Origin of the sequence: Solirubrobacter soli DSM 22325 (assembly GCF_000423665.1) — a bacterium.
In the GTDB taxonomy this organism is placed as follows: domain Bacteria; phylum Actinomycetota; class Thermoleophilia; order Solirubrobacterales; family Solirubrobacteraceae; genus Solirubrobacter; species Solirubrobacter soli.
The window spans coordinates 91672-117720 of sequence record NZ_AUIK01000016.1; the positions used below are offsets into that span (position 1 = coordinate 91672).

Genomic DNA, 26049 nt, shown 5'->3' on the forward strand with positions numbered 1-26049 from the left:
GGACGGCTGTTACCACTTAGGGGAGTGACCTACGTCGATCTCCACTCTCATCTCCTCCCCGGCCTCGATGACGGGGCCGAGACGATGGAGGAGACCCGGCACTTCGCCCGGCGGCTGCACGCCGAGGGCGTGCTCGACATCGCCTGCACCCCGCACATCAAGCGCGCGCACTTCCCGCGCATCGACATCGCCGAGCTGGCCGGCCGCCGTGAGGCCGCGCAGCGCGCGATCGAAGAGGACGGGATCGCCGTCCGGCTGCACCCCGGCGGCGAGCTCGCCGACGAGGACGCGCTGGAGCTGGCCGAGCACGAGCTCGCGCTGATCGCCCAGGGACCGAAGCACGCGCCGTGGCTCCTCCTCGAATGCCCCTTCGAGGGCCTCGACCACGTCTTCGACGCCGCCGTCGCCCGGCTCACCGGCCTCGGCTACGGGCTCCTGCTCGCCCACCCGGAGCGGGTGCGGGGGCCGCTGGACCGGCTCGATCCGCACATCGAGAACGGCGCGCTGCTGCAGGTCAACGTGTCATCGCTGCTTGGCGAGCACGGCCCGCAGGCGCGCGACACCGGGGCCCGCCTCGTCCGTCAGGGCCGCGCGTTCTGCCTCGCCGGCGATACGCACCCGGGTACGCGCGAAAGTACGCTCCCGCTCGGATATCGCGCCCTGGTGCGGGCCGGCGCGAGCGAGATCCAGGCCCGGCGGCTGACCGAGTCCAACCCGCGTTTCCTGCTGCGCGAGGGCATTTCGCACCTCGCGGTGGCGCTGCCCAGCGCCGACCAGTTGCGTTAACGACTAAGGTCGGTTCCACGTCATGAGGACGAGGAACCGGTGGACCGGGGTCTCCAGGAGATCGTCGACGCGCTGAGCCTCAGTCTCGGCCGACCGGTGCTGATCGACGACGCCGAATTGCGCCCGCTGGCCTACAGCACGCAGTTCGGCGAACTCGACGACGTCCGGACGGCGAGCATCCTCGGCCGGCATGCGCCCGACGAGGCTCGCGTGGCGTTGTTCGACGAAGGCATCCGAACGGCGGCCGGGCCCGTGCACATCCCCGCCCGGCCGGACATCGGGTTGAAGGCCCGTGTCTGCATTCCCCTGGTCGGGAGCGGGCGGCGGCTCGGCTACCTGTGGCTGTTCGAGGAGCCGGCGGTGACCGAGGCCGAGCTGCGGCTCGCCCGCGCCGCCGCCGCGGAGGCCGCCGCGCTCGTCGGCCCCGACGCCGATGCTCAGCTCCTGCGGCGCCGCCACGAGCAGCAGCTCGTCGTCTCCCTGCTCAGCGCCGATCCGCGGCAGATCGACACGGCGGCGACCGCTTTGGAGGCTGAGCACTACCTGCCGCTGCGGCCGGTGTGCGTGTGGGTGGCCGCGCCGGCCGGTCCGGCGGGGGACGAGTGGAGCGCCGAAGCGCTTGATCGCCTTCGAGCGAGGCTGGCCGCCAAGCAGGCGATCTGCGCCGAGTTCGAAGGCCGGCTCGTCTGCCTCGCCGGCGCGCGCGGTCTGGCCGGCAACGCGGTCATGGAGGCGCTCGCCGTCCTCACCTCACCGCGCGCGCTGGTGGGTCAGGGCGAGTCGGTCGAGGACCTGCGCGAGGTCCCCACGTCGTACCGCCGTGCCCTGGCAGCACTTCGTGTGGCCGCGCATGCCGAGTCCGGCACCGCGAGCTGGGACGCGCTCGGCGTCGAGCGCGTCGTCACCGCGCTCCCGGACGCCGCCCTCGAGGACCTCCCGGACGGCCTCCGCCGCCTCCTCGCGGGCGATCAGGCCCTCGTCAACACCCTCGAGGCCTACCTCGACCACGCCGGCGACGTCAAACGCACGGCGGCAGCGCTCTCCCTCCACCGCGGCGGCCTCTACTACCGCCTCCGCCGGATCGAGGAGGTCGCAGGCGTCAACCTGCACGACGGCGAAGACCGCCTCCTCTGCCACCTCGCACTCCGCCTCGCCCGCCTAGCCCAACCTTAACCCCACCTAAGTTGCCTGACCCTTTAGGTAGCATTTAGGTATGTTCACGGCGCAGAGCCGTGCGCGAAGCTAAAGCGAAGATAAGGTGCCAGGCACTTTAGGTGGGGTTTAGACGCAGGGTTGGATGCGGGTGAGGAGGCCGTCGAGTTGGGCGGTGACGCGGCGGAGGGCCTCGGCGGAGGAGGAGATCTCGGTCGGGCCGCCGCGGCCGGCGACCTCGGCGACGGCGTGGGCGACCGCGCTCATGCAGCTCTGCATGCCCGCGACGGCGACGGCGGCCTCGCCGAGTTGTTCCTCGGTCGGGTGGGAGGACTCGAGCTCGCCGACCAGCCACGCGACCTCACCGGCGGCGACGCCGGCACCGACCGCGAGGCGGCAGACCTGCTCGACGACGAAGCTCACCTTGCCGAGCGAGTCCGCGCGGGCGGCCTCCATCGCGGCTTCCAGCGCCAGCCGGTTGCTCTGTTCGGAGAGCGCGACGATCGAGGCGACGAGGTGTTCGGGGCGATTGGGATTTGGGCTGAAGCGGGGCACACCCCGGGTATCGGACGGCCAACTCAAGCCGGGGTGCGGCGCACGTCAAGAAGCGCTCAAGGAGTGCACCCGCGGCTCCTCGCGCGATCGCACCCACGCCAGCTCGGCCGCGAGCCCGTCCCGCAGCGACGTCGACGGCGAGAAGCCGAGCTCCGCCTCCGCCCGTGACGTGTCCGCGCCCGTGTCCTGCACGTCGCCGGACTCACGCTCGCCGTAGCGGACGTCGAGCGGCCGGCCGGCGACCCCCGCGAGCACCTCCAGCGCGCACCGCAGCGACGTGCGGTTCCCGCCCCCGACGTTGTACACGCGACCAGGCGCGGTCGACGCGTGCCCCGCCGCCCGCGTCGCGGCGACGATGTCCCCCACGAACGTGAAGTCGCGCGTCTGGCGCCCGTCGCCGAAGACCTCGATCGCGCGCCCCTCGACGACCGCCTGGCAGAACCGCCGGAACGCCATGTCCGGCCGCTGGCGCGGGCCGTAGACGCTGAAGTAGCGCAGGGCGACGGTGTCGACGTCGTGCTCGGTCCCGTAGAGCACGCACAGGTGCTCCGCCGCGAGCTTGGTCACGCCGTAGGGCGACAGCGGCCGCGGCGTCGCGTCCTCGCGCGTGGGCAGCGCGAGCGCGTCGCCGTAGACGCTGCTCGACGAGGCGTAGACGAACCGCACACCGGTCCCGCGCGCGGCCTCGAGCAACCGTTGCGTGGCCTTGACGTTGTGGTGCGTGTAGCGGTCGAACCGCGGGCCCCAACTCGCCCGCACGCCCGGCTCGCCCGCGAGGTGGAAGACGACGTCGGCGCCGTCGAGCAGCGCGTCGGCGTCGACCTCCACGAGGTCCGCGGTGAGCAGACGGAACCGCTCGTGCTCACCCGCCCGCGCGAGGTTCGCGAACTTGTCGCGCCGCGGGTAGTTGTCGTTGAAGCAGTCGACGCCGAGGACGTCGTAACCGTCCTCGAGCAGCGCTTCGGTCAGGTGGCTTCCGATGAAGCCCGCGCAGCCGGTCACCACTGCACTAGCCAACGTTGACCTCCGTCTGGACGATCCGTCCGTGATCGAGTTCGATGATCTGGTCCGCGGTGCGAGCGAGCCGCGGCGAGTGCGTGATCAACAGGACGGTCCGGCCGCGCATGAGGCGGTCGAGGCCCTTGAGCACCAGGTCTTCGCTGTCGGCGTCCAGGGCCGTTGTGGGCTCGTCGAGAATGATCACGGGCGGATTGCGCAGCAGCGTACGGGCGATCCCGATCCGCTGCCGCTGTCCGCCGGACAAGCCCGTCCCCTGAGGGCCGAGCTCGGTGTCGTAGCCGTCCGGGAGTGACCGGATGAACTCGTGGGCGGCGGCGGCCTCGGCGGCCGCGACGACGTCCGTGTCGGTGGCTTCGGTGCCGTAGGCGATGTTCTCGCGGACGCTGCCGGAGAACAGCACCGTGTCCTGCAGGACGACGGCGATCTGCTCACGCAGCCACGCGAGCGAGCAGTCCTTCACGTCGCGCCCGTCCAGCGACACAGAACCCGCCGTCGGGTCGTAGAAGCGGGCGACGAGCGCGGAGAGCGTGGACTTGCCGGCGCCCGACGCGCCCGTGAGCGCGAGCCGGCGGCCCGCGGGAATCACGACGCTGACGCGGTCCAGCGCCGGCCGCTCACCCGCGTAGGCGAACGTGACGTCGCGCAGCTCGATCTCCCCTCGGGCGCGCGGGCCGTGGTAGGTGCCGTCCTCGAGCACCTCGTCGGTGCACAGGATCTCCGCGATGCGGTCGGCCCGCGCGAGCGCGGCGGTCAGCTTGGCGGCCTCGCGGGCGAAGGAGCGCATCGGGCTCGACGCCTTGCGGGTGTAGCTGACGAAGATGATCAGGTCGCCCGCGCTCAGCTCCCCCTTGCTGACGCGGAGCACGCCGAAGACGGTCACGAGCGCGGTGGCGAGCGCGCGCAGCACCCCGACCGTGCCATCGAAGCGCGCCTGCAGCCGCGCGACCTCCACGCCGACGCCCATCCGCTGCTCGCTCTTGTCGCGAATGCGTTCCGCCTCCAGGTCCTCGGCGCCGAACGCCTTGACGACCTGCATCGCGCTGAGCGTCTCGCTCGCCACGCTCGCGAGGTCGCCCTCGTGGTTGCGCTGCGCGCGGGCGCGATCGCGGACCTTGCGGCGGAAGACGAAGCTGACGGCGACCAGCAGCGGCGCGGTGAACAGGCTGAAGAGCGCCAGCACGGGGTCGATGATCAGCAGCACGACCGTCATCCCGAACGCCAGCAGGGCGGACTGGAGCATCTCGCCGAGCGTGTCGCTGAACAGCTCGCCCATGTCATTGACGTCCTCGGTCACGCGGGTGAGCAGGTCGCCCTTATGCGTGCGCTGGTGGAAGGCGAGGCTGAGCCGCTGCAGGTGGTCGTAGACCGCGATCCGCAGCTCGTGGGTGATGCGCTCGCCGGCGCTCTGCAGCCACAGGTTGGAGAAGTACGTGGCGGCGGACTCCGCGACCGCGATGCCGAGGATCAGCGCGCCGATCGCGGCGAGGTAGCCGGGGTCGACGTCGAACGGTGCCGTGCGGTCGCCGATGATGTGGTCGACGATCAGCGCGATCGGCCACGGCTTGGCCAGCTCGGCGAGCGCGAGCACGAGCGTGCCGAACGACGCGCCGAGCAGTGCCCGCCACTGCCTGAGGACGTAGGGGCGCAGGACGCTCACAGCAGCTCCGCGGTCGCGCGCGCGCCGTCGAGGTCGAGCGCCGCGGGCTTCGGCCGGAAGCGCAGCAGGGTGTCGATGTCACCGTTGATGTGCGTCGCCACCTTGAGCACGCCGAGCTGCTCGAGTCGCATCGCCCGCCGCGTCTGCTCGTCCTCCTCGGGCGTGGCATAGGGGACGACGAGCGCGGGAACCCGGGTGCGCAGCAGGTCGAGCGCGGTGTTGTACCCGCACTGGCTGATGCTGGCCTTGGCCCGGCTGAGCTCCTGCGCGAGGTCGGGGACGGAGCGGACGAGCTCGACGTTGGGTGGCGCGATCGCCTCCAGCGCCTCGTAGTCGGCCTGTGGCATCAACGGGCCGGCGATGGCCCGCATCGGGCGGCCGTCGGACGCCTCGATCGCCTCTTCGAGCAGCGGCCTTCCCACCCGCCCGCCGCCGGCGGAGACGACGATGTGCTCGCCGCGGCGAGGCTGCGGGTCACCGCTGCGCGCGACGAAACCGGTGTACGCGACCGGGACGTTGAGCTCGACGCTCGGCCGGAAGGTCTCCTCCAGGCGGGCGAAGCGCGGGTCGCAGTGGACGAGGATCAGGTCCAGGTGGGCGTTGGCGAGGCGGGCGGCGCGGTCGTCGTGCTCCTGTTGGTTCGCGCGGGTGGAGACGAGGATGTCCCGCAGGCTGCACGCGGTCCGGGCCCCGAGCGCCCTCGCCCGCTCGAGCAGCGGCACGATCTCGCGGGCGAACTTCGCGCGACCGAACGGGAACAGCTCGACCAGCACCACGTCGGGGCGGAGGTCGTCGAGCGCGGTCGTGATGCGCGCGTTGCGCACCTCCCACGCGTGGTCGGTCGTGTAGCGCGGGTCGCCGCTCCCGAACGTCCCGCCGTTCACGCCCAGCGGGGGCAGCGCGACGATCTCGACCCCACGCGGCGGCTCGATCCCCTCGGGCGGGTCGCCGCCGGTGAGCAGGACGACGCGGAAGCGCTCCGCCAGCGCCTCGGTCAACGCGTAGCTGCGCATCAGGTGACCGAGGCCGACGCTGTGCTGGCAGTAGAAGAGCAGTGTGGGTCTCATGCGTCGAGCAGTTGGGGGAGGCGTTTCAGGAGCTGCGGGCGGTAGCGGCTGATCGCCGGCAGCGCGACCCGCGCGAGGATCGAAGCGGCGGTATGCCAGCGCAGGGCTTCGGGCGGGTCGCCGTAGCCGCGCAGCAGGGGTTCCGGCGGGACCCCGCCGGCGATCAGCTGCCCGAGATCCGCGGCGGCCGGCCCGACGCTCAGGTCCTCGAGGTCCAGCAGCGCGACGGTCCCGTCGGGCTGCAGCACCGCGTTGCGCAGATTGGCGTCGCCGTGGATCAGCACCGGCTCGCACGCGGGAACGTGCGCGAGCAGACGCTCGAGGAGCCGGTTCGCCGCGTCCGCGGCATCGGGCCGCACCCGCCCGATCACCTCGGCCGCCGTGACGAGCCGCCCGGGATCGAGCCGGGCGAAGCGAGGCACCGAATCTAAAGCCGGCCTGCTCCCGTTTAGGTTGCGTAGAGCTTCGCCGAGCGCGACAAGCGCGTCGTAGGGCGCGAACGCGGGCCTCGAACCTAAAGGCGGCCTGGGGGGATTTAGGTTGTCGAGGCGGACGCCTGCGAGCGGCTCGAGCAGCAGCGCGTCCTTGGTTGACGCGAGCACGTGTGGGGTGCGGACGGTGTCGAGTGCCGGCCAGGGTGCAGCGTCGCGCTGCACCCTGGCGTAGGCGACCACGCGTCCCGACGGGTCGCGGCACTCGAACGTGGCGGATTGCTCGGCCGCCCACGCGACGAGACGGGGGGTCGTTGTCTCGTCGAGCAGGCGGTCGATCGCCGCCAGGTCCAGCTTGCGGTCGTGGGGGAAGGGGAAGTGGGCGATGTCCCCGCTGCCGTCGGTGCGGGCGGCGACCCACTCGTCGGCGTGCCGATGGACGACCCGCAGGCTCTCACCCACCCGGTACTTCACGTACACGGGGTCGCCGCGCAGGAGCTCGTCACGACGGGGAACCGCGGGGTCGAAGATCATCGCCGCGTCACCCGCTCGCCGAGCACGATCGTGTCGCCACCCACACGCGCGACGTCACCGTCGACCTCCAGCACCCGCAGGTCCGGCGCCAGCAGCGTGACGAACCGCGCGGTCTCCCCGACCGCGACCGCGCTCACGACCGGCGCCGCCTCGCGGCTCCCGTAACGCGGCGAGATCCAGCCGTCCTCCAGCGCCACGCTGCGCGCGCCCTTGACGTGCAGCGTGAACGAGCTGTGCTTGGGCGCGAGGTGCCAGCGCAGGTCGTAGCGATGCCGGACCGAGCCGGTCAGCACGTCCTCGATCAGCCAGTACGCGCCGTCGACGAAGATCACCCGCCGCCGGTGGACCGCCTCGTACACCGGGGACACCACCTCGCCGTACAGGACATCGAGGCCGTCGCGCACGTCGCGGCCGAGGAACGTCGCCTCGGCGCTCGGCAGCGAGGAGCGCGAGCGGGCGTACGGGGTCTGGTCGTGCCCGTCGACGCACACCGTGTTGTGGGCGGCGGTGCCACGGAACCAGTGGCGGAGGTTGGGCGAGCCCTCGGCGTAGGTGAAGCGGCCGGGGTCGAGCACGAGCGCCCGCTCGCCCGCCCACGCCTCGACGCTCAGCGCGTCGTAGTGGCCGTGGCCGCCGTCCCCCAACGGGCCGCAGTCGAAGATCAGGAACCGTTCGCCCGCGCGCTGGATGAAGTAACCGCCCGCGACGAAGCTCGTCCGGTCGCCGGCCGGCCCGAGCAGCCGTTCGGCGAGCTGCAGCAGCTCGGAGTAGTCGCCCGTGTCGCTGTCCGAAAGCGCGGGGATCGTCCCGTCCGGGCGGCGCATGTGGTGCGCGAAGTCGCGGGCGCGGGCGAGACGCTCGTCGAACGCCGCGCTGAAGGGGATCCCGAACCGGCGACCGTTCTCCCGCGCGCCGACGAACGAGCGGAGGGCGATCATGTGGTAGTGCGTGCTGCGCTCGCGGTGCACGCCGTCCTCGCCGAAGTCGGCGAGCAGGTTGGCGTGCAGTTCGGCGACGGCGAAGTCGGTGTCGTCCCCCAGCGCGAGCGCGGTGATCAGCAGCGCGTAGAGCTCGAGCGTGCGGTGGTTGCGCTCGGCGGTGAGCGTGTTCCGCACATGGCGCGCCTGCTCGCGCACCGACTCGACCAGCTCGGGACCGATCGTCGTCTCGGGCAGCCGCTGCCACGCGTAGATCCAGTTCAGCACCCGTCGCGCCGTCACCTCCGACGGGTCGTGCTCGGGCGCGACCTGGAGGATGAAGCTCGCCACCAGACGCTCCCACGCGACGAGGTAGCGGCGGTCGCCGGTCGCGCGGAACGCGTCAGCCAGGTCGAGCCCGTAATAGAACTTGACCCAGTCCAGGCGCCATTCCTCGTCGGGCGGGAGCGGCGCGCGGTCCAGCCAATCGGGCTCGAGACCCAGCTCGCGGGTCTCCCCGTGGAAGCTGAAGACGCCGCACGCGACGGCATCGGCCAACGCCCGATCGCGGTGCTCGTGCTCGTTGACGCAGAGCACCGGACGGGGGCGGACGGCAATCACAATGCCTCCCGGAAGAGCTCGGCGAGCGAGCGGGCCAGGCGGTCGCCGTCGAAGCGCGCAGCCACCGTCTCGCGCGCGTTGTCAACCAGGCGGCGCGTCAGCTCGGGGTCGTCGTGCAGCCGCAGCAGCGCGTCCGCGAGCGCCCGCGGATCGTCCGGCTCCACCAGCAGGCCGTTGACCTCGTGCTCGACCAGCTCGGGGATGCCGGAGACGGCGGTCGCGACGACCGGCGCGCCCGCCGCCATCGCCTCGACGAGCACGTTGGGGATGCCGTCGCGGTCCGACGGCAGCAGCCGGCACGGCATGCACAACACGCCCGCGCGGCGGTACTCGTCCAGCAACTCGGCCGGTCCCAACGGGCCGGGCAACGCGACCGTCGAACCCAGCTCGGCGATCTTCCGCCGCAGCGCGTCCCCGTCCTTGTCGTCCTGGCCGACGATCAGCGCGTCGAACGCGACGCCACGCTCCTCCAGGACCGCGCACGCGTCGACCATCACGTCGAACCCCTTCTTGGCCACGAGCCGCCCGACCCCGAGGATGCGCAGCCGGCCGTTGCGCGCCGTTGCCGGACCGTCGTCGATCAGCCGCGTGAGGTCGGCGGAGAGGCCGTGGTAGATCAGGTGGACGCGAGCCCGCGGCGCGATCGCCCGCAGATGCGCGACGTTCGCCTCCGTGCACGTGACCACGAAGCGCGCGGCGAGCAGCTTGCGCCGCAGCCAGCCCTTCGGGTTCAGCTCGGGCGCGTAGATGTCCCGCGCGTGGCCCGTGAACGAGAACGGCAGGCCCGTGATGCACGCCGCGAGCCACGTGATCGTCGTCGTCCCGTGTGCGAAGTGCGCGTGCAGGTGGCGGACGTCCGGATCGAGCGCGTCCGCGAGCGTGATCGCCTGGATCAGCTCCTTGACGTAGATCTTGCGCGGACCGCTCCAGCGACCCCGGCGATCGCGGAACGCCTGCCCGAACGCGATCCTGAACGCCCGCGCCACCCCGTGCGGCCGCCGCCGCGCGCACCGCCGCAGCGCGGGCAAGAACGCGCGGATGTCGCGGTACCGCCACAGGTGCAGCGGGTTCGTCAGCCCCACCGGGTCCGGCAGATGGACCGGTTCCGCCTCGATCGCGTCGAGGACGGGGTGGTCGTGCCCCTCCTCACGCGCCTCGACCGGTTTGATCACATACAGGCGCAGCGGCACGCCCGCCCGCTCGACCCGGTGGATCTCGGACGCGATGAACGTCTCGGAGACCCGCGGGAACCCCATCAGGATGTACGCCACGGACCCGCTCACACTTTGGCGACAAGTCCACCGGCCCCAACGTCACGCTCTTGAGGAACCTTTTACTTTCGCTCGATGAAACCGCTCAGCCGGTCGACGTCTTCTTCCGCGACGACGACGCCGGCTGGGAGGACGAGCGTCTCCTCGAGCTGATCGCCCGCTTCGCGGAACACGGCCTGCCGCTCGACCTCGCGGTCATCCCCGCCGCGGTCACGCCGGGCCTCGCGGAACGGCTCGCGAGCACGCACGCCGGCCTGCACCAGCACGGCTACGCCCACACGAACCACCAGGTCGAGGGGCGCAAGTGCGAGTTCGGCCCCGCGCGCGGCTACGACGCGCAGCACGCCGACATCGCCGCCGGCCGACAGCGCCTGAGCGAGTTGCTCGGCGACCGCCTCGACCCGTTCTTCACGCCGCCGTGGAACCGCTGCACGCACGACACCGGCCGCGCGCTGGTCGACCTCGGCTTCACGCTGCTCTCGCGCGAGCACCGCGCCGAGCCGCTCGGCCTGCTCCGCGAGCTGCCGGTCCGCCTGGACGTGGCGCGCCTGGAACCGGAGGAGCTCGACGCGCGGTTCGCAACCCACGTGCGCGGTGGCGGGCCCGTCGGCGTGATGTTCCACCACGCCGTGATGGAACCGGACGACATGGCGCGGGCGAGCGAGCTGCTCTCCCTGCTCGCGCGCCACGAGCGCGTCAACGCGCGCTCGATGCGCGACTTCTAGCGCTTGGCGAGCGCCGCGCGGACGCGCGGGATATCCGCGACGCTGCGGGCGCGGAGGGGAGCGAGCTTGATGACGCCTTCGGCGATGAGCTGATTGATCTCGGTGTTGGACATGCCCACAGAGACGTCCCGCCGGACGCCAGTATTCCGCTCAGGCGACGAGGCGCAGCGGCGCGGCGACCGGGCTCGATGCCGCGACCAGCTCGCGCAGCAGCGGCGCGTGCTCGGCACGGTGGGTGAGCAGCTCCGCGTGCCACTGGACGCCCAGGCAGAAGCGCAGGTCGGGGTCGAAGAGCGCCTCGATCGTCCCGTCCGGCGCGTGGGCGCAGGGCACGAGTCCCTTGCCGACGACGTTGACGGCCTGATGGTGGAACGTGTTGACGTCGAGCTCGTGACGCTGGGTGATGCGGTGCAGCGGCGAGCCGGCCAGAACCGACACGGGGTGCGCGACCTCGTACGGCGGGAGGGTCTGGAGGTGCTCGAGCTCGGTGCGGTCGGGCAGGTGCTGGTGCAGCGTGCCGCCGCGGGAGACGTTGAGCGCCTGCATGCCGCGGCAGATCGCGAGCTGGGGGAGGTCGCGCGCGGTCGCTTCGTCCAGCAATGCGCGCTCGTACTCGTCGCTGAGGTGGTCGACCTCGGGACCGAGCTCCGGGTGCGGGTCGCGGCCGTAAGTGACAGGGTCGAGGTCCGGCCCGCCGGCGAAGAGCAGCCCGTCGAGGCGGTCGACGAGCAGGGCGACGTCGTCCACGTATCCGTGTGCGGGCAGGACGACCGCGATCCCGCCCGCCTCCTGCACCGCCTGCGTGTAGCTCAGCCGCAGCGACAGGCGCGGGGGCGTGCGGTCGCGCGCGGAGCGGTCCGGTGCCGGCGCCCACGCGGGCTCGGGTTCCGAGCGGACCTCGTGGGTCACGATTCCGATCAGTGGGGGGCGCGCGGGGACGATGAGGAGATGATGCGCGGGAATGCGTCCCTGATACAGACGGGCAACCGGCCTCCTTCGGGGGGAAGGCCCTACGTGCACCCACCGGCAGCCTCGTGCGTAACGGGCGCTGCCGCCTCGCAGACTGGAGTGCGATGACCCGAATCGCCGTCCTTGACCGTCACCCGGCCGTCCGCGCCGGACTGAGCGCGCTCTTCGACGCCCAGCCGGGGCTCGTTCCGGCGGGCTGTGTCAGCGAGGCGCGCGACTTGCTGGCCCTGCTGTATCGCTCCGACCCTGACGTCCTGATCGTCGACCGGCTCGACGTGGTCCGCCGCGCGAAGACCGAGGCGCCGCGCACGCGGATCCTCCTCTATGTCGCCGACCCGGCGCCGGAGTTCCTGCTGGCGGCCGAGGTCGCGGGCGCGGACGGCGTCATCGACAAGGCTGCCGACACACACGAGCTGCTGCGCGCCGTGCGGGGCGAGCGGGTGCTGCCGCCCGTCGGGCTGCGCGAGCAGGCGCGCGCCGCGGCGCGGCTGGACCCGCGTGACCGGCCGATCTTCGCGATGCGCCTCGCCGGCACCGCGCCGCGTGACATCGCCAACGTGGTCGGGATGACGGTCGCCGCGCTCAACGCCCGCGTGCAGGCGATCGTCGCCCAGCTCGCGACCCCGCGCGCTACAGCGTTCGCCTGAAGATCAGGATCCCGTCCTCCTCGCGGTCGGGTGCGAACCCGACCGCCTCGTACATGCGCCGCGCCTCGTTGTCGGGGAAGACACCCACCTCCAACACGGCGAACCCGTGCGTGCTCGCCCACTCCGCGCACGCGTCGCACAACGCCCGCGCGGCGCCGCGGCCGCGGCCTTCGGGCGCGACCCACATCGCGTTGAGCACCGCGGTGCCGTCGTCGTCGCGGGCGAGCGCCATCCCGAGCCAGCGCTCGCCCTCGCGGGCGATGTACATGCGCTGCACCTCGCCCGCGTCGGAGAGGGCCGCCCGCGACGTCCACCACTCCTCCGGCAGCGTCAACTCGCGCTCGTAGGTGCTGCTGAACCCCTGCGGGTCCTCTTGGAGCGCGCGCAGCCGCAGCGCCTTCATGCGCTCGGCGTCGCCGGCGCGGACGTGGTCGATGATCACAGTGGGAGCCTCCCGCCCGCCTTGAGCGTCTTCATCGTGAACTGCGACGTCATCCGCGCGAGCCCCGGCAGATCGGCGAACGTGTTGATCAGGAAGTGCTCGTACGCCTCCGCGTCGGCGACCGCGACGCGGATCAGGTAGTCCGGCTCGCCGAACATCCGCTGCGCCTCGATCACCTCCTCGAGCGGGATCAGCGCGGCCTCGAACGCCTCGATCGTCTCCCGGTTGCGGAGCATCAGCGTCGTGTGGACGGTGACCTGGTAGCCGCGGCCGACCGCGGGCGGGTCGATCACGGCGTGGTAGCCGGCGATCGCCCCGGTCTGCTCGAGGTTGCGCACGCGACGCAGCGTGGCGGACGGGCTCAACCGCACGCGCTCGGCCAGTTCGACGTTCGACAGCCGCCCGTCCTCCTGCAGGTGGGACAGAATTGCGCGGTCGACGGAATCCATGGCAGGAAATGCTAACTCCGGCGGCGAGGACGCCGCAAGTTCGCGGGAAATGCCGCATACATCGCTCTAGTCTGCGGTGACGATGAGGCCGATCGTCCGAGATTCGCTGGGAGTGGGTGTCGCCGTCGGTGCGCTCGGCCTGTCGTTCGGCGCGCTGGCCGTCGCGTCCGGCCTGTCCGTGCCCCAGGCGTGCGCGCTGTCGCTGCTGATGTTCACCGGCGCGTCCCAGTTCGCGTTCGTCGGGCTGATCGGCGGCGGGCTGGGCGCGGCGGTCGCGACCGCGCTGCTGCTCGGCGCCCGCAACTCGCTCTACGGCCTGCGGTTGGCGCCGTATCTGAAGCCGCGCGGTCTGGCCGCCCACTTCGTGATCGACGAGAGCGCCGCGATGTCCGTCCGCGACACCGCTGCCGACACCCGCCTCGGCTTCTGGTCGGCCGGCGTCGCCGTCTTCGGCTTCTGGAACCTCGCGACCCTGATCGGCGCCCTCGCGGGCAACGCGATCTCCGACCCGAGCACGTTCGGCCTCGACGCCGCCGCCCCGGCGGCCTTCCTCGCGCTGCTCGCGCCGCGCCTGAAGGAGCGCGAACCGCAGGCGATCGCCGGCCTGGCCGCGGTGGCCGCGCTCGTGTCGGTGCCGCTCGTCCCGGCGGGGACGCCGGTGCTGGTCGCGGCCGTGGTGGCGGTGGTGGCAGCGCTGGTGCCGCGCGGCGAGATCGCGCGGGGTGAGGCGGCGCGCGGCGAGATCGCCGCGCCGGCGGACCCGGCACCCGGGAGCGCGTGATGTGGGGCGCGATCCTCGTCGCCGCCGCGGGCTGTTATGCGCTCAAGGTCGCGGGGCTCTCGGTGCCGCAGCGGGTGCTCGACGGCGCGCGGGTGCAGCGGATCGCGCTGCTGCTCCCGGTCGCGTTGCTGGCGGCGCTCGTGTCCGTCCAGACGTTCGGGGAGGGGCTCGACGCGCGTGCGGCGGGCCTCGCGGCGGCGGTCGTCGCGCTGCTCCTGCGCGCGCCGTTCCTCGTGGTCGTGGCCTCGGCGGCCGTGACGACGGCGCTGCTCAGACTCGCGCTGTGACGAGCGCGAGGTAGTCGGCGCGGTGGGCGCGCTCGTCGTGGATCGAGTGGCCCGCGCCGGCGAAGCGCACGACCTCGACGTTCGGGTGAGACGTCGCGAACTGCACCTGATGCTCCACGGTGAACGCCGGATGCAACCCCGCGGCGACGATCGTCATCGGCACGGTGACCGGGGCGTCCACATCGGTCGCGGTCAGCAGCGTCCCGTCGATCACCGTGTCGAGCACGGTCTCGTCGAGGTGCAGGAGCGAGTAGGCACGGGCGGCGGTCGCGTCCGGCAGGGCGGCGTCGGCATCGGGCTCCGCGGCCAAGCGCTCGAATGCGACCGCCTCGCAGATGCCCTCGGCCTGCCATGCCGCCGCGATCGACCGGAGGTGGCGGAAGTGGGGGATGGCGCCGTTGCCGGCGTGACCTTCGGGCGAGCCGGCGAGCAGCGGCGGGTCCTCGAGCACGGCGCCGAGCACGAGCTCCGGCACCTGCTGTGCCGCGCACCAGGCGGCGACGCCACCGAGCGAGTGTCCGACGACGAACGCGGGTCCGACGGAGCGAAGGACCTCTACGACGTCGGCCGCGTAGTCGGAGATGAGATAGGAGCCCGGCGTGCGCGGCGCGTCGCCGTGCCCGCGGAAGTCGAGGCGTACGACCTCGTGGCCCGCAACGGCCGCCGGCAACCAGTCATATGTCCGACGGCTGCCCGCGACCCCGTGCAGGAAAACCACCGGAGCGAGATAGTTCACTGCCGCAACATATCCACTCTCGCAACAATGAGGCCATGCGCTACGTCGTGCTCGCGCTCGCGGCGCTGCTGGTCGTCGTCGCCGTCGCCTTCGCGCAGGACCCCGGGACCTCGCCGCAGCCCACGGCTCCGGAACCCACGACGACCCCGAACATCCCGCCCCCGGCCGACACGCCGGTGCCGACGGCGACGGAGACCCCGGTCGACCCCGGCGTCCCGCCCGACTTCGCCGCGATCCAGTGGCATGACTCCAAGGCACTCGGCAAGCCCGCACGGAAGGGCCGGCTCGAGGACGGCACGCTGCTTCCGGAGCTCGGTGAGGACTTCTTCACGTGGGATCCGGTATACGACCGCATCCCCAATCGCGAGTGGCGACGCTGGGGCACGGACCGTCTGATCCGCACGATCCTCACCGTGATCCACCAATACCGCACCGATCGCGACAGCGCTCAGCGCGTCGGGATCATGGACCTGTCACGCCCGCACGGCGGCAAGTTCGGCAAGAACTTCGGCGGGCTCGGCCACGCCAGCCACCAGAACGGGCTCGACGCGGACATCCTCTACCCGCGCAAGGACGGGACCGAGGCGCGCGCCACCAAGCCCGGCCAGGTCGATCGCAAGCTCGCGCAGGACCTCGTCGACCGCTTCGTCGCCGCCGGCGCCGTGAAGGTCTTCGTCGGCCCGCATCTGAACCTGAAGGGGCCGAAGAACGTCGTCGTGCCGCTGATCTACCACGACGACCACCTGCACGTCCGGATTCGCTAACGGACCTCGTAGAGCTCCGCGGTGACGGTGTTCTTGGGCAGCGCGATCGTCGAGACGCCGCCGATCTTGCGCAGCCGCGGCGACGTGGCCAGCGCCGCGCTCCACTCGCGTGTGCGCACCCGCACCGCCCGCGCCCACTTCGACTGCGACACCCGCGCACCCGCCTCGGGCGTGATGATCAGCACCCGCTGCCCGCGGTCCATCCGCCCGATCGCCGGCAGTAGCTCCGTCTCCGCCTGCCCGGCGCGCATCCGCGCGAGACCGTCGCGCCAGTCGGTCTGCCGCGGGTCCATGACGAGCCCGATCGGCGTCCGGTAGACCACGCCCTCGGGCAGGTAGCGGTACAGCGCGGGCACCTGCTCGGGCTGCGTCGCGACGACCAGGTCGCCGGCGCGGATCTGCGGCGCGACCGACGTCGACACCGTCCGCACGTTGGACTTGATCGGCGGCGGCCCGCTCATCAGCCAGACGACTGCGACGCCGGCCAGGGCGACGAACGACCACCGCGCCCCGCGTGAGACGACCGACGCAAGCGCCAGCAGCACCGGCCCGAGCACGACCGCGAGGTAGCGCGTCGCCCACGCCGGCTGGATCTGCGAGCACACCCAGGCCATCGAGACCGTGAGCACCGCGATCCCCGCGAGCACCCGCACGGCTTGGTCGACCGGCGGCCGGCGCCGCAGCGCGAAGAACACCGCGACGATCAGCAGCGGCAGCGACAGGTAGCCGAACAGCCCGCCCGGGAAGCCGAGCAGCGCCAGCGGCGACGGCCGTTCCGCCCACGGCGCGGCCGTGTGCGCCGCCTGCGACAACACGGATGGCAGCCACGGCGCGTACAGCACGGCCAGGACCAGGGCGAGCCGCGCCCCGTCAGCGCCCGCGACCGTCCCGCGCCGCCACATCAGCACCCACGCGATCCCCATCGCGGCGGCCAGGAACAGGCCCCAGGTATGGGTGTAGAGCAGCAGCGCCAGCCACACGCCCAGCCACGCGACGTGTGTGCGCTCGCCGCGCACGAAGGCCAGCGCGAAGGACGCCGACGCCAGCACCGAGAGCAGGACGACGAGCGAGTACATCCGCGTCTCCTGCGCGTAGTACGTCAGGAACGGCGCGCCCGCCGCGCCCGCCGCGGCGACGTAGCCCGCGCGCCGGTCGAAGACCCGCGATCCCGCCCACAACGACGCCGGGATCGCCAGCAGCGCGAACACCAGCGAGAGCGCGCGCGTGGCCTCCTCGCCGTCGCCGAACCCGAGCATCCACAGGTGCAGCAGCACGTAGTAGAGCGGGGGATTGCCGTCCTGCCCGAGGATCCGGGGGATGTCCGAGAGCGGGTGCGAGGCGATCCCGACCGCGATCCCCTCGTCGATCCAGTACCCCGTCGACAGCGCGCCGGTCCGCAGCAGCAGCGACGCCGCCATCAGCAGCGCGAGTGCGATCAGGGGGCCGGTGCTGACGCGACGGGTCACGGGGTCAGTGTGCCCCGTTCACAACCCGGCAACCCGGACGCTGAACGTCTCCTAACCGGCGGCGGTCTTGTGCCAGACGGTCTGCTGCGGGAAGGGGATCTCGATCCCCTCGCGCTCGAAGGCGACCTTCAGCTGTGCGCGGAGCTCGCGCGAGACCCGGTACTGCTGGGACGGGCGGGTCTTGACCACGAGGCGGATCATCACGCCGTGCGCGCCCAGCGCCTCGACGCCCCAGACCTCGGGCTCGTCGAGCACGTCGGTGTCGTTCGCGGCGACCTCGTGGGCGACGGCGGCGATCACGGCCTTCGCGTGGTCGAGGTCGGTCTCGTAGGCGACCTCGACGTCGATCAGCGCGCGCGACCAGTGCTGGGACTGGTTGCCGACGCGGCGGATCTCGCCGTTGGGGACGTGCCAGACGGTGCCGTCGACCGACCGCAGGCGGGTGGTGCGCAGCGAGACCGCCTCGACGGTGCCGGACGTCTCGCCGTCGAGATTGACGATGTCACCGACGCCGAACTGGTCCTCGATCAGGATGAAGACGCCCGACAGGAAGTCCTTGACCAGCGACTGGGAGCCGAAGCCGAGCGCGACGCCGATGATCCCGGCGCCCGCGAGCAGCGGCCCGAGCTCGATGCCGACCTCGCCGAGGATCATGAACAGCGCGACCGCGTAGATCACGAAGGTGAGCAGGGACCGGAGCACGGAGGCGAGCGCCTCGATCCGCTGCTCGGCGCGCAGCGAGTGCTCCGTCGTGGCCAGCAGGGCGTCGGGCGTGGCCGCGCGCAGCGAGCCCAGCCGCTCCTGCACCGCGCCCGATTGGAGGGTCCGTAGCGCGCGCTTCATCCCCTTGCGGGCGACCCGGTTGGCGATGAACGCCAGGACCAGGATGACGAGGATCTTGAGCGGCTTGTCGACGAGGAACTCGACGATTTCTGTCGTCTCAGGCATCGCCGGCTCACCCTAGCGAGTGAACATTTTCACCCCTGGTATCAGCCTGAGAAGTGCCCGCTCTGTCCGGGCATGCTCAACAACCTCCCCACCCGGCGCATCGGCCTCACGGCCCTCGCGCTGCTCGCTCTCGCTCCCTCCGTGGCGATGGCGCAGCCGCACGCGAAGGCCGCGCAGGTCGCCGACCGCACCAGCGCCGGTGCCGAGAACGCGATCACCAAGGAAGCCTGGGCCGCCGGCCAGAAGCTCTACGGCGAGAAGGCCACGGCCGACGAGGCGCTGAGCGCCTACTGGACCCCCGCCCGCATGCGCGCCGCCACGGACGTCGACTCCGCGCCGTTCCTGGAGGAGGCCTACAAGCGCTACCAGGCACTCGACGCCGACCGTCAGCAGCAGGCGAAGATCAACGAGGACAAGGGCATCAAGCCGCCCGAGCAGGGTCCTGAGCTGCTCGTCAAGCCGGACTTCGACGGCACCGCCAAGACGACCGCCAAGGCCGCCGCGTTCAACCCGAACCTCTCCTCCAGCCACCTGACCGCCCGCACCAACGGCAAGGTCTTCTTCACCCTCAACGGCTCGAACTTCCAGTGCTCGGGCGCGATCGTCAACTCCGAGGGCAAGGACACCGTCTGGACCGCCGGCCACTGCGTCAACGCCGGTCAGACCAACGGCGCCTGGGCGACCAACTGGACCTTCGTCCCCGCCTATGACGACGACCTCGCCAACCCGCGCCCGTGGGGCACGTGGAGCGCCAACCAGCTCTGGACCAAGACGGCGTGGAAGAACAACGCCGACTTCGCCGAGGACATGGGCGTCGCGATCATGAACACCAAGAACGGCCAGCACATCGTCAACGCGCACGGCGGCAACGGCTTCCGCGCGAACATCGGCAAGAACGTCTTCGAGAACGCGTTCGGCTACCCGGCCGAGTCCCCGTTCGACGGCGGCAACCTGATGCGCTGCTGGGGCACCTCGTCGCCCGAGTGGAGCTTCCTCTTCTGGAGCTCGGACACGATCAAGATCCCGTGCGACATGACCCGCGGCTCCTCCGGCGGCCCGTGGCTGAACGGCTATGACGGCCAGCTCGGCTACATCAACGGCGTCAACAGCCGCATCGACCAGATCGTCGGGCCGACGATCATGCTCTCGCCGTACTTCGACGACTCGGCGGTGTCCCTATACAACACCACGCGCTTCCTCTAGGGATCGTCGCTCTGCTCCTCGCGGGATGCGCTTCCAGCTCCCCTCCAGCATCCCGCGAGGTGCCGTTCAAGCTGGTCGGGACCGAGGGCCGCACGTTGCGGCTCACGGTCCAGGCCGGCGGGGCGCCGTGCGACGGCGTCCGGAAGGTCGCCGTGCGCGAGACGCCATCGACGGTGACCGTCACCGTCACCACCGGCGCTGAGCCCCACGCGAAGTGTGGGCCCGGCGTCGTCGCCATGATCGGGACCCTTCCGGTCGAGGCGAGGCTGAAGTCACCACTCGGTACCCGCAGGCTCATCGACGGCGCGCCATGATTGCGTGCGATGACCCTCGTCGGCCGAGCGCGGGAGCTCCGGCGCCTGCATGACCTGCAGTCCGTGCTGCCCCAGCGCGGCGGCGCGTTGCTGCTGCGCGGGGAGCCGGGGATCGGCAAGTCGGCGCTCCTCTCGGCCGCCGCCGCGTCCGCCGCGGCGCGCGGTCTGCGGGTCCTGCGGGCGACCGGCGTGCAGTCCGAGGCCCGACTCCCCTTCGCGGGGCTGCACCAGCTCCTGTTCCCGGTCATCGACCACCTCGAGACGCTCGGCCCGCCGCAGCGTCACGCGGTCCTCGCCGCGTTCGGCATGACCGACCGCGAGCCGCCGGACCTGTTCCTGATCGCGCTGGCCACGCTGAACGTGCTCAGCGAGGTCGCGACCGACGCGCCCGTGGTCATCGTCGCCGAGGACGCACACTGGCTCGACCGCTCGTCGCTCGAGGTGCTCGCCTTCGTCGCCCGCCGCCTCGAGTCCGAGCCCATCCTCATCCTCGGCGCGATCCGCGACGGCTTCGACGGCGGCGGCTTTCCCGAGGTGCGGATCGAAGGCCTCGACGAAGCCGCCTCGGCGGAGCTGCTGGACTCGGTTGCGCCAGGTTTGGAGCCCGCGATGCGCGCCCGCCTGCTGGCCGAGGCGGCGGGCAACCCGCTCGCGCTCGTCGAGCTGCCGCTCGCGAGCGCCCAGCTGCGCCCCGGCACGCTGCTCCCCGCGTGGCTGCCGCTCACCGCGCGGCTCGAGCACGCGTTCGCCGCGCAGGTGGGGGAGCTGCCGGAGGGGACGCGCCGGCTGCTGCTGGTGGCGGCCTTGAACGACGGCGCGTCCTTGAGCGAAGCCCTGACCGCCGACAAAAACGTTCTCGGTGCATTGGAGCCCGCGATCGCGGCGAAGCTGGTCAGCGTCGAGGCGGATGAGCTGCGCTTCCGGCACCCGCTCGTGCGCTCGGCGATCCGCCAGGCCGCGAGCGTGCAGGAGCGCCACGCGGCCCACGCCGCGCTCGCCGCGGTCGTCGATCTCGACCGGCGCGTGTGGCACCGCGCCGCGTCCGTCGTCGGCCCGGACGAGACGACCGCCGCCGAGCTCGAGTGGACCGCCGCGGCGGCCGAGCGGCGCGGGTCGCTCTCGGTCGCGGTCTCCGCGTTCACCCGCGCGGCTGAGCTCTCCGACCATCCGGCGCGGCGGGGCGCGCGGCTCCTGCGCGCCGCCGAGCTGGCGTTCGAGCTCGGGCGCTCCGACGTCGTCGTCGGGCTGCTGCGCGACGCCGAGCCGCTCGAGCTGAGCCCCGGCGAACGCACCCGCCTCGCCTGGCTGCGCGAGCTGTTCGCGACCCAGCTGTGGTCGGGGACGGCGCGGACGGCGGCGCTGATCGGGATCGCCGATCGGATGCGGATCGAGGGCGACCCGGAGCGGGCGCTGCGGTGGCTGCGCAACGTCGCGTTCCGCTGCTGGTGGTCGTATCCGGACGAGGACGCGGAGGCGCTGGTGCTCCAGGCCGCCGCGCGGATGCCGGTGGCGCCCGATCACCCCGAGCTGATCGACACGCTCGCGCTCGCCGCGCCCGTCGAGCGCGGGCGGGAGGTGATCGCCGCGCTCGCCCGCCGCCCGCTCGCGGGTGACGCCGACGCGGCGTTCTCCCTCGGCGACGCGTCGACCGCGGTCGGCGCGTTCTCGGCCGAGCTGATCGCCGAGGCGATCACGGGCCTGCGGGCGCAGGGGCGCGTGTCGAAGCTCACGCAGGCGCTGGTCAGCCAGGCGTGGGCGAGCCTGTTCCTCGGCAGCTGGGATGTCGGGCTGCACGCCGCGGAGGAGGCGGTCGGGCTGGCGGGGGAGACGCGGCAGCCGCGCCTCGCGGTCGCGGCGGCGTTGGCCGGCGCGTCGCTGCGGGCGCTGCGCGGCGAGGACGGCGCGGACGCGGCAGCCGACGACGCCGAGCGGGTCCTGCTGCCGATGGGCGCGTCGCCGCTGCTCTCGCTCGCGCAGCTCACGCGCGGGATCGGCGCGCTCGGCGAGGGGCGCCATGCGGACGCGTTCGCGGCACTGCGGCGGATCTACGAGCCGGGCGACGTCGCGCACCACCGGTTCATCGGGTGGTGGGCGTTCGTCGACCACGTGGACGCCGCGATCCACAGCGACCGCCACGGCGAGGCGCGTGCGCTGGTCGCTCGGTTCGAGCCGGTACTGGAGCAGACCGGCGCGCCGCTGCTCGCGGCGGGGATGACGTACGCCCGCGCGGTGCTGTCCGACGAGGAGGCGCTGTTCGCCGTGCCGGTCGACGGCCACCCGCTGATCCGCGCGCGGCTGCTGCTCGCGTACGGCGCATGGCTGAGGCGGCGACGGCGGCTCGCAGACTCGCGGGGGCCGCTGCGGGCGGCGCGCGAGGCGTTCGACGCGCTCGGCGCGGTCCGGTGGGGCGAGCGGGCGCGGCAGGAGCTGCGGGCGTCGGGCGAGACGTCGCGGCGGCGGACCCCTGACGCGTGGGACGAGCTGACGCCGCAGGAGCTGCAGATCGCGCAGATGGCGGCGGCCGGGTTGACCAACCGCGAGATCGGCGAGCGGCTGTACCTCTCGCACCGCACGATCGGCAGCCACCTGTACCGGATCTTCCCCAAGCTCGGCGTCACGTCACGGGCCGAGTTGCGCGACGCAGTCGGCTGACGCAATCGAGCGGGGGTCAGCTTTCATACGGTCGCCGTGTGGCCACCATCGTCCTCGTCCACGGACTCTGGCTGACCCCGCTCTCCTGGGAGCACTGGATCGCGCGCTACGAGCGGGCGGGGCATCACGTGCTGGCGCCCGCGTATCCAGGTCTCGAGCGGCCGGTCGGAGAGCTGCGGGCTGACCCTTCCCCGATCGCGGCGCTCACGCCGGACGCTGTCTTCGCCCGTCTGCAGGCGCTCGTGCGCCGGCTCGATCGCCCGATCGTCATCGGTCACTGCTTCGGCGGCGTCCTCGCGCGGGCGCTCGCGCGCGACGCGGCGTCCGCGGTCGCGTTGCACGCGTTGCCGGCGGCCGGAGCGGGCACCCCGGGAACCGTGTCGCTCTCCCGCGAGCAGTTCCGCTACGCGCTGGCCAACTTCGACGGCGCGGACGCCCTGTATGACCGCTACGTCATCCCGGCGCCGGGGACGTGGTCGTGGGAGGCGCCCGCGGGCCGCGCCTTCGAGGTCACGGGCTCGGAGGACAACCTGACCCCGCTCACCGGCGACGCGGTCGTGATGCCCGGCCGCACCCACCTGACCATCCTGCAGCCGGGCTGGGAGGCGGTGGCCGACAAGGTGCTCGAGTGGGCGGCCTGAACGCCCTCTGGGTGCGCGAACGCAAGATCGAGCGCACCGGCCGGGGCGCCACGCTGCACACCGAGCTCGGCTCCTGGCCCCTCCGCCGCGGCGTCGTCCCTTCCGAAGTCCCGGTCCGAGAGGTCCTGAAAGGCCGCCTACGCGTCGACGACCGCGAGGTCCAGATCGCGGGCGTCCTCGACGACCTCTACGACGCGAGCTCCGCACAACTCGGCGTGACCTGGCACCGCGGCGTGCCGACCGTCGCCGTATGGGCGCCGACCGCGCGCAAAGTCGCGCTGCGCCTAAAGGGGCCTGACCCCTTTATGTCCGGGCCGCTCCGAGGTGGCCCCGACGGCGTGAACATAAAGGGGCCTGACCCCTTAATGATGGGGCGGGGCGAGGACGGGGTGTGGCGGGTGAGCGGGGACGCGTCGTGGCGGGACGCCGAGTACGCGTTCGAGGTCACGGTGTACGCGCCGAGTGTGGACGCGGTGGTCACGAACGTCGTCACCGACCCCTATTCGGTGGCGGTGACGCTGGACTCGACCCGGTCGGTGCTCGCTGAGCTGCCGCCGCCCGGCGAGTGGCCGAAGCCGCCGCCGCTCGACCGGCCGGCCGCGATCTACGAGCTGCATGTGCGCGACTTCTCGATCTCCGACCACACCGTTCCGCCCGAGCACCGTGGGACGTATCTCGCGTTCACGCACGCGGAGAGCGACGGGATGCGCCACCTGCGGGCGCTGGCCGAGGCCGGGATGACCCACGTGCACCTGCTGCCGTGCCATGACATCGCGACGCTGAACGCCGACCGCTCCACCCACCTCGAGCCCGGCCCGCTCGACCATCTGCCGCCCGCCTCGTCCGAGCAGCAGCGCCGGATCGGGAAGATCCGCGACAAGGACGGCTTCAACTGGGGCTATGACCCGCTGCACTACTCCACGCCCGAGGGCTCCTACGCGGTCCACGACCGCACGGCCGAGTTCCGGGCGATGGTCCGCGCTCTCAATGGCATCGGCCTGCGCGTGGTGCTCGACGTCGTCTACAACCACACGCCCGCCGCCGGGCAGGACGCGCGCGCCGTGCTGGATCGGATCGTCCCCGGCTACTACCACCGGCTCGCCCCCAACGGGTGGGTCGAGAGCTCGACCTGCTGCGCGAACACGGCCTCCGAGCACCGGATGATGGAGAAGCTGATGCTCGACTCGCTGGACACGTGGGTGCGCGAGTACCGCGTCGACGGGTTCCGCTTCGACCTGATGGGCCACCACACGAAGGCGAACCTGCTCAAAGTGCGCGAGCGGCACAGCGACCTCCTGCTCTACGGCGAGGGGTGGAGCTTCGGCGAGGTCGCCGACGACCGGCTGTTCGTCGCGGCGAGCCAGCGCAACATGATCGGCACGGGCATCGCGACGTTCGGCGACGGGCTCCGCGACGCCGTGCGCGAGGGGTTCGCGATCGGTCGTTTCGCGACGGCGCAGGAGGAGGTCATGCGCGGGCTCGCGTCCGGGGCGGACGAGATCGCCTACGTCGATGCCCACGACAACGAGACGCTGTTCGACGTCCTCGCGCTGAACCTCCCACGAGCCACCACGATGGACGACCGCGTGCGCATGAACACGCTCGCGCTGGCGACGGTCACGCTGAGCCAGAGCCCGTGCTTCTGGCACGCCGGCACCGAGCTGCTGCGTTCCAAGTCCCTGGACCGCAACTCCTACGACTCGGGCGACTGGTTCAACCGGATCGACTGGACGGCGACGGACTCCGCCTTCGGCTCCGGGCTCCCGCCCGCGTGGGACAACAAGGCGCGCTGGAAGCACCTGCGCCCGCTCCTCAAAGATCCGAGGCTCAAGCCCGAGCCCCACCACATCCGCACCGCCCGCGACCGCGCGCTCGAGCTGTTGCGCATCCGTGCGTCGTCGCCGCTCTTCGGCGCCGCCGACGTCACGTTCGCGCCCGGCGCGCCCGGCGTGATCGTGATGGTGCTGTCGAGCACGATCGTCGTCGTGTTCAACGCGACCGCGCACGCCACGACCCAGACCGCCGACGCCCGCGCCACCCGCCTGCACCCCGCCCACGGCGAGCGCGACGCCCGCTACGAAGGCGGCGCCTTCACGGTGCCGGCACGCACCGTCGCAGTGTTCCTCCCCTGAGCTCGACCGCGATCGGGTCGACGACCGCGAACTCGTCGCCCTCGATGAACCCCAGTAGCGCCCACGAGCCATCGCGGTGCTGGACGAGCTGCGCGGCGAACAGCATCGGCTCGTCCTCGAACGGGCGCGCCGAGCCGACGTCCCACGGACCGAGCGGCGAGTCGCCGAGCACGTACCACGCGCAGTAGGGCCGCGGCTCGGCCTGCTCATCCGGGTGACAGGTGAACAGCAGCAGCCACTGCCCGTCGACGCAGCGCACCTGGGCGACCTCGAGCTGGCCGAACTGGCTCGGCTCGGTCAGCGGCGGCGCCAGGCGCCAATGGACCATGTCGTCGCTGCGCGCGTGGGCGAGGACCCCGTCCCGGAGGCGCTCGGAAGCAGGGTCGCGCGCAGTGATCAGCATGTGCCACTCCGCGCCCACCCGGAAGACGAACGGATCGCGCCACGTCTCGCTCGAGCCGTCGGGCTCCATCCGGTAGTGACACGGGTCCGGCGAGACCAGCTCCCCCGCCACCCGCCGCCAGGTCATCAGGTCATCGGACTCCGCGACCCCGATCCGCTGATCCCGGACGCCGCGTCCCTCGCGGTTCAAGGCCGTGTAGTAGAGGCGCCAGATCCCGTCGTCACCGCGCGCGACCGAACCCGTCCACAGCGCGAGGTCGTCGAACCCCGACCGTGCGGCCACCAGCGCGTCGTCGTGCACGTCCCAGTCGACGAGGTCGAGCGAGCTCGCGTGCCCGATCCGCGCCGACTCGTGGCGCAGGTGGGGATCGCCGAGCGCGCGCGGCGCCCGCAGCGAGAACAGGTGGTGGCGCTCGCCGTCGTCGGCGAGCCAGCTATCCCAGATCCAGTCCGCCCGCGAGCTCAGCACGAGGGAGAATG

The 26049-nt window shown here is 72.2% G+C and carries 26 protein-coding genes; 12 read left to right on the top strand and 14 right to left on the bottom strand.

Annotated elements, in window-relative coordinates; all coding sequences use genetic code 11:
• The first annotated feature begins 24 nt into the window (after positions 1-24).
• Together G569_RS0112485 and G569_RS0112490 are read left to right on the top strand one after the other, a co-directional pair.
• A complete protein-coding gene (locus G569_RS0112485) occupies positions 25-786 on the top strand; it encodes a CpsB/CapC family capsule biosynthesis tyrosine phosphatase (protein ID WP_028063660.1) in 762 nt (253 codons plus the stop codon).
• A gap of 39 nt (positions 787-825) precedes the next feature.
• Entirely contained in the window at positions 826-1959 is a 1134-nt protein-coding gene (locus G569_RS0112490; protein ID WP_028063661.1) for a PucR family transcriptional regulator, read from the top strand.
• A gap of 108 nt (positions 1960-2067) precedes the next feature.
• Here the strand turns inward: G569_RS0112490 and G569_RS0112495 are convergent, their stop codons facing one another.
• The 7 genes from G569_RS0112495 to G569_RS47840 are packed head-to-tail and all read right to left on the bottom strand — an operon-like array spanning position 2068 to position 10011.
• Positions 2068-2493 carry a methyl-accepting chemotaxis protein gene (locus G569_RS0112495; protein ID WP_028063662.1) on the bottom strand — a complete coding sequence of 142 codons (426 nt, stop codon included), beginning with the start codon at positions 2491-2493 and terminating at the stop codon, positions 2068-2070.
• A 45-nt stretch (positions 2494-2538) separates the two neighbouring features.
• The gene (locus G569_RS47825) at positions 2539-3510 is read right to left on the bottom strand and encodes an NAD-dependent epimerase/dehydratase family protein (protein ID WP_053226265.1); all 972 of its coding nucleotides are present in this window, start codon (positions 3508-3510) and stop codon (positions 2539-2541) included.
• The gene (locus G569_RS47830) at positions 3503-5170 is read right to left on the bottom strand and encodes an ABC transporter ATP-binding protein (protein WP_053226266.1); all 1668 of its coding nucleotides are present in this window, start codon (positions 5168-5170) and stop codon (positions 3503-3505) included. Before G569_RS47830 ends, G569_RS47825 begins: the two co-directional genes overlap by 8 nt.
• The gene (locus G569_RS47835) at positions 5167-6237 is read right to left on the bottom strand and encodes a glycosyltransferase family protein (protein WP_053226267.1); all 1071 of its coding nucleotides are present in this window, start codon (positions 6235-6237) and stop codon (positions 5167-5169) included. Before G569_RS47835 ends, G569_RS47830 begins: the two co-directional genes overlap by 4 nt.
• Positions 6234-7202: an aminoglycoside phosphotransferase family protein gene (locus G569_RS0112515; protein ID WP_028063663.1), complete on the bottom strand. Its 969-nt coding sequence runs from the start codon at positions 7200-7202 to the stop codon at positions 6234-6236. Before G569_RS0112515 ends, G569_RS47835 begins: the two co-directional genes overlap by 4 nt.
• The gene (locus tag G569_RS0112520) at positions 7199-8716 is read right to left on the bottom strand and encodes a heparinase II/III family protein (RefSeq protein ID WP_028063664.1); all 1518 of its coding nucleotides are present in this window, start codon (positions 8714-8716) and stop codon (positions 7199-7201) included. Before G569_RS0112520 ends, G569_RS0112515 begins: the two co-directional genes overlap by 4 nt.
• 20 nt (positions 8717-8736) lie before the next feature.
• On the bottom strand, positions 8737-10011 hold the full coding sequence (locus G569_RS47840; protein ID WP_053226268.1) for a glycosyltransferase family 4 protein: 1275 nt from the start codon (positions 10009-10011) through the stop codon (positions 8737-8739).
• Positions 10012-10061: 50 nt separating this feature from the next.
• On the opposite strand from G569_RS47840, the gene G569_RS47845 reads away from it, so the two are divergent.
• Positions 10062-10736, top strand: a complete 675-nt coding sequence (locus G569_RS47845; RefSeq protein ID WP_053226269.1) for a polysaccharide deacetylase family protein — start codon at positions 10062-10064, stop codon at positions 10734-10736.
• A gap of 150 nt (positions 10737-10886) precedes the next feature.
• Here the strand turns inward: G569_RS47845 and G569_RS47850 are convergent, their stop codons facing one another.
• A complete protein-coding gene (locus G569_RS47850; protein ID WP_053226270.1) occupies positions 10887-11645 on the bottom strand; it encodes a gamma-glutamyl-gamma-aminobutyrate hydrolase family protein in 759 nt (252 codons plus the stop codon).
• A 164-nt stretch (positions 11646-11809) separates the two neighbouring features.
• Here G569_RS47850 and G569_RS0112545 point away from each other — a divergent pair, with 164 nt between their 5' ends.
• Complete coding sequence (locus tag G569_RS0112545; RefSeq protein ID WP_028063665.1) at positions 11810-12352, top strand: response regulator; 543 nt, start codon at positions 11810-11812, stop codon at positions 12350-12352.
• Here the strand turns inward: G569_RS0112545 and G569_RS0112550 are convergent.
• Together G569_RS0112550 and G569_RS0112555 are read right to left on the bottom strand one after the other, a co-directional pair.
• Positions 12336-12794, bottom strand: a complete 459-nt coding sequence (locus tag G569_RS0112550; RefSeq protein ID WP_028063666.1) for a GNAT family N-acetyltransferase — start codon at positions 12792-12794, stop codon at positions 12336-12338. The two genes, G569_RS0112545 and G569_RS0112550, sit on opposite strands and share 17 nt — an antisense overlap.
• Positions 12791-13243, bottom strand: coding sequence for an Lrp/AsnC family transcriptional regulator (locus tag G569_RS0112555; RefSeq protein ID WP_028063667.1), 453 nt, complete (start codon positions 13241-13243; stop codon positions 12791-12793). The genes G569_RS0112550 and G569_RS0112555 overlap by 4 nt, the downstream gene beginning before the upstream one ends.
• 82 nt (positions 13244-13325) lie before the next feature.
• On the opposite strand from G569_RS0112555, the gene G569_RS47855 reads away from it, so the two are divergent.
• Together G569_RS47855 and G569_RS0112565 are read left to right on the top strand one after the other, a co-directional pair.
• Positions 13326-14024 carry an AzlC family ABC transporter permease gene (locus G569_RS47855; RefSeq protein ID WP_053226330.1) on the top strand — a complete coding sequence of 233 codons (699 nt, stop codon included), beginning with the start codon at positions 13326-13328 and terminating at the stop codon, positions 14022-14024.
• Positions 14024-14311 (top strand): AzlD domain-containing protein, encoded by a 288-nt coding sequence (locus tag G569_RS0112565; RefSeq protein ID WP_037496240.1) that lies wholly within the window; start codon positions 14024-14026, stop codon positions 14309-14311. The genes G569_RS47855 and G569_RS0112565 overlap by 1 nt, the downstream gene beginning before the upstream one ends.
• On the opposite strand, the gene G569_RS57815 is transcribed toward G569_RS0112565, so the two are convergent.
• Complete coding sequence (locus G569_RS57815) at positions 14295-15047, bottom strand: alpha/beta fold hydrolase (RefSeq protein WP_169542130.1); 753 nt, start codon at positions 15045-15047, stop codon at positions 14295-14297. The two genes, G569_RS0112565 and G569_RS57815, sit on opposite strands and share 17 nt — an antisense overlap.
• 35 nt (positions 15048-15082) lie before the next feature.
• Here G569_RS57815 and G569_RS0112575 point away from each other — a divergent pair, with 35 nt between their 5' ends.
• Entirely contained in the window at positions 15083-15811 is a 729-nt protein-coding gene (locus G569_RS0112575; protein WP_028063670.1) for a penicillin-insensitive murein endopeptidase, read from the top strand.
• Here the strand turns inward: G569_RS0112575 and G569_RS0112580 are convergent.
• Both G569_RS0112580 and G569_RS0112585 read right to left on the bottom strand, forming a co-directional pair.
• A complete protein-coding gene (locus tag G569_RS0112580) occupies positions 15808-17277 on the bottom strand; it encodes a glycosyltransferase family 39 protein (RefSeq protein ID WP_028063671.1) in 1470 nt (489 codons plus the stop codon). The genes G569_RS0112575 and G569_RS0112580 overlap by 4 nt on opposite strands.
• A gap of 51 nt (positions 17278-17328) precedes the next feature.
• Positions 17329-18225, bottom strand: a complete 897-nt coding sequence (locus G569_RS0112585) for a mechanosensitive ion channel family protein (RefSeq protein ID WP_028063672.1) — start codon at positions 18223-18225, stop codon at positions 17329-17331.
• 72 nt (positions 18226-18297) lie between these two features.
• On the opposite strand from G569_RS0112585, the gene G569_RS57820 reads away from it, so the two are divergent.
• The 5 genes from G569_RS57820 to G569_RS47875 are packed head-to-tail and all read left to right on the top strand — an operon-like array spanning position 18298 to position 25167.
• Positions 18298-19428 (top strand): trypsin-like serine peptidase, encoded by a 1131-nt coding sequence (locus G569_RS57820; RefSeq protein WP_053226271.1) that lies wholly within the window; start codon positions 18298-18300, stop codon positions 19426-19428.
• A 59-nt stretch (positions 19429-19487) separates the two neighbouring features.
• Positions 19488-19742, top strand: coding sequence for a hypothetical protein (locus G569_RS47870; protein ID WP_053226272.1), 255 nt, complete (start codon positions 19488-19490; stop codon positions 19740-19742).
• 9 nt (positions 19743-19751) lie between these two features.
• Positions 19752-22394 carry an ATP-binding protein gene (locus tag G569_RS0112600; protein ID WP_028063673.1) on the top strand — a complete coding sequence of 881 codons (2643 nt, stop codon included), beginning with the start codon at positions 19752-19754 and terminating at the stop codon, positions 22392-22394.
• Between the two features lie 38 nt (positions 22395-22432).
• Complete coding sequence (locus G569_RS0112605; RefSeq protein WP_028063674.1) at positions 22433-23035, top strand: alpha/beta hydrolase; 603 nt, start codon at positions 22433-22435, stop codon at positions 23033-23035.
• Positions 23023-25167, top strand: a complete 2145-nt coding sequence (locus tag G569_RS47875; protein ID WP_053226273.1) for an alpha-1,6-glucosidase domain-containing protein — start codon at positions 23023-23025, stop codon at positions 25165-25167. The genes G569_RS0112605 and G569_RS47875 overlap by 13 nt, the downstream gene beginning before the upstream one ends.
• On the opposite strand, the gene G569_RS0112615 is transcribed toward G569_RS47875, so the two are convergent.
• On the bottom strand, positions 25127-26038 hold the full coding sequence (locus tag G569_RS0112615; protein WP_028063675.1) for a glycoside hydrolase family protein: 912 nt from the start codon (positions 26036-26038) through the stop codon (positions 25127-25129). The two genes, G569_RS47875 and G569_RS0112615, sit on opposite strands and share 41 nt — an antisense overlap.
• Positions 26039-26049 lie beyond the last annotated feature (11 nt).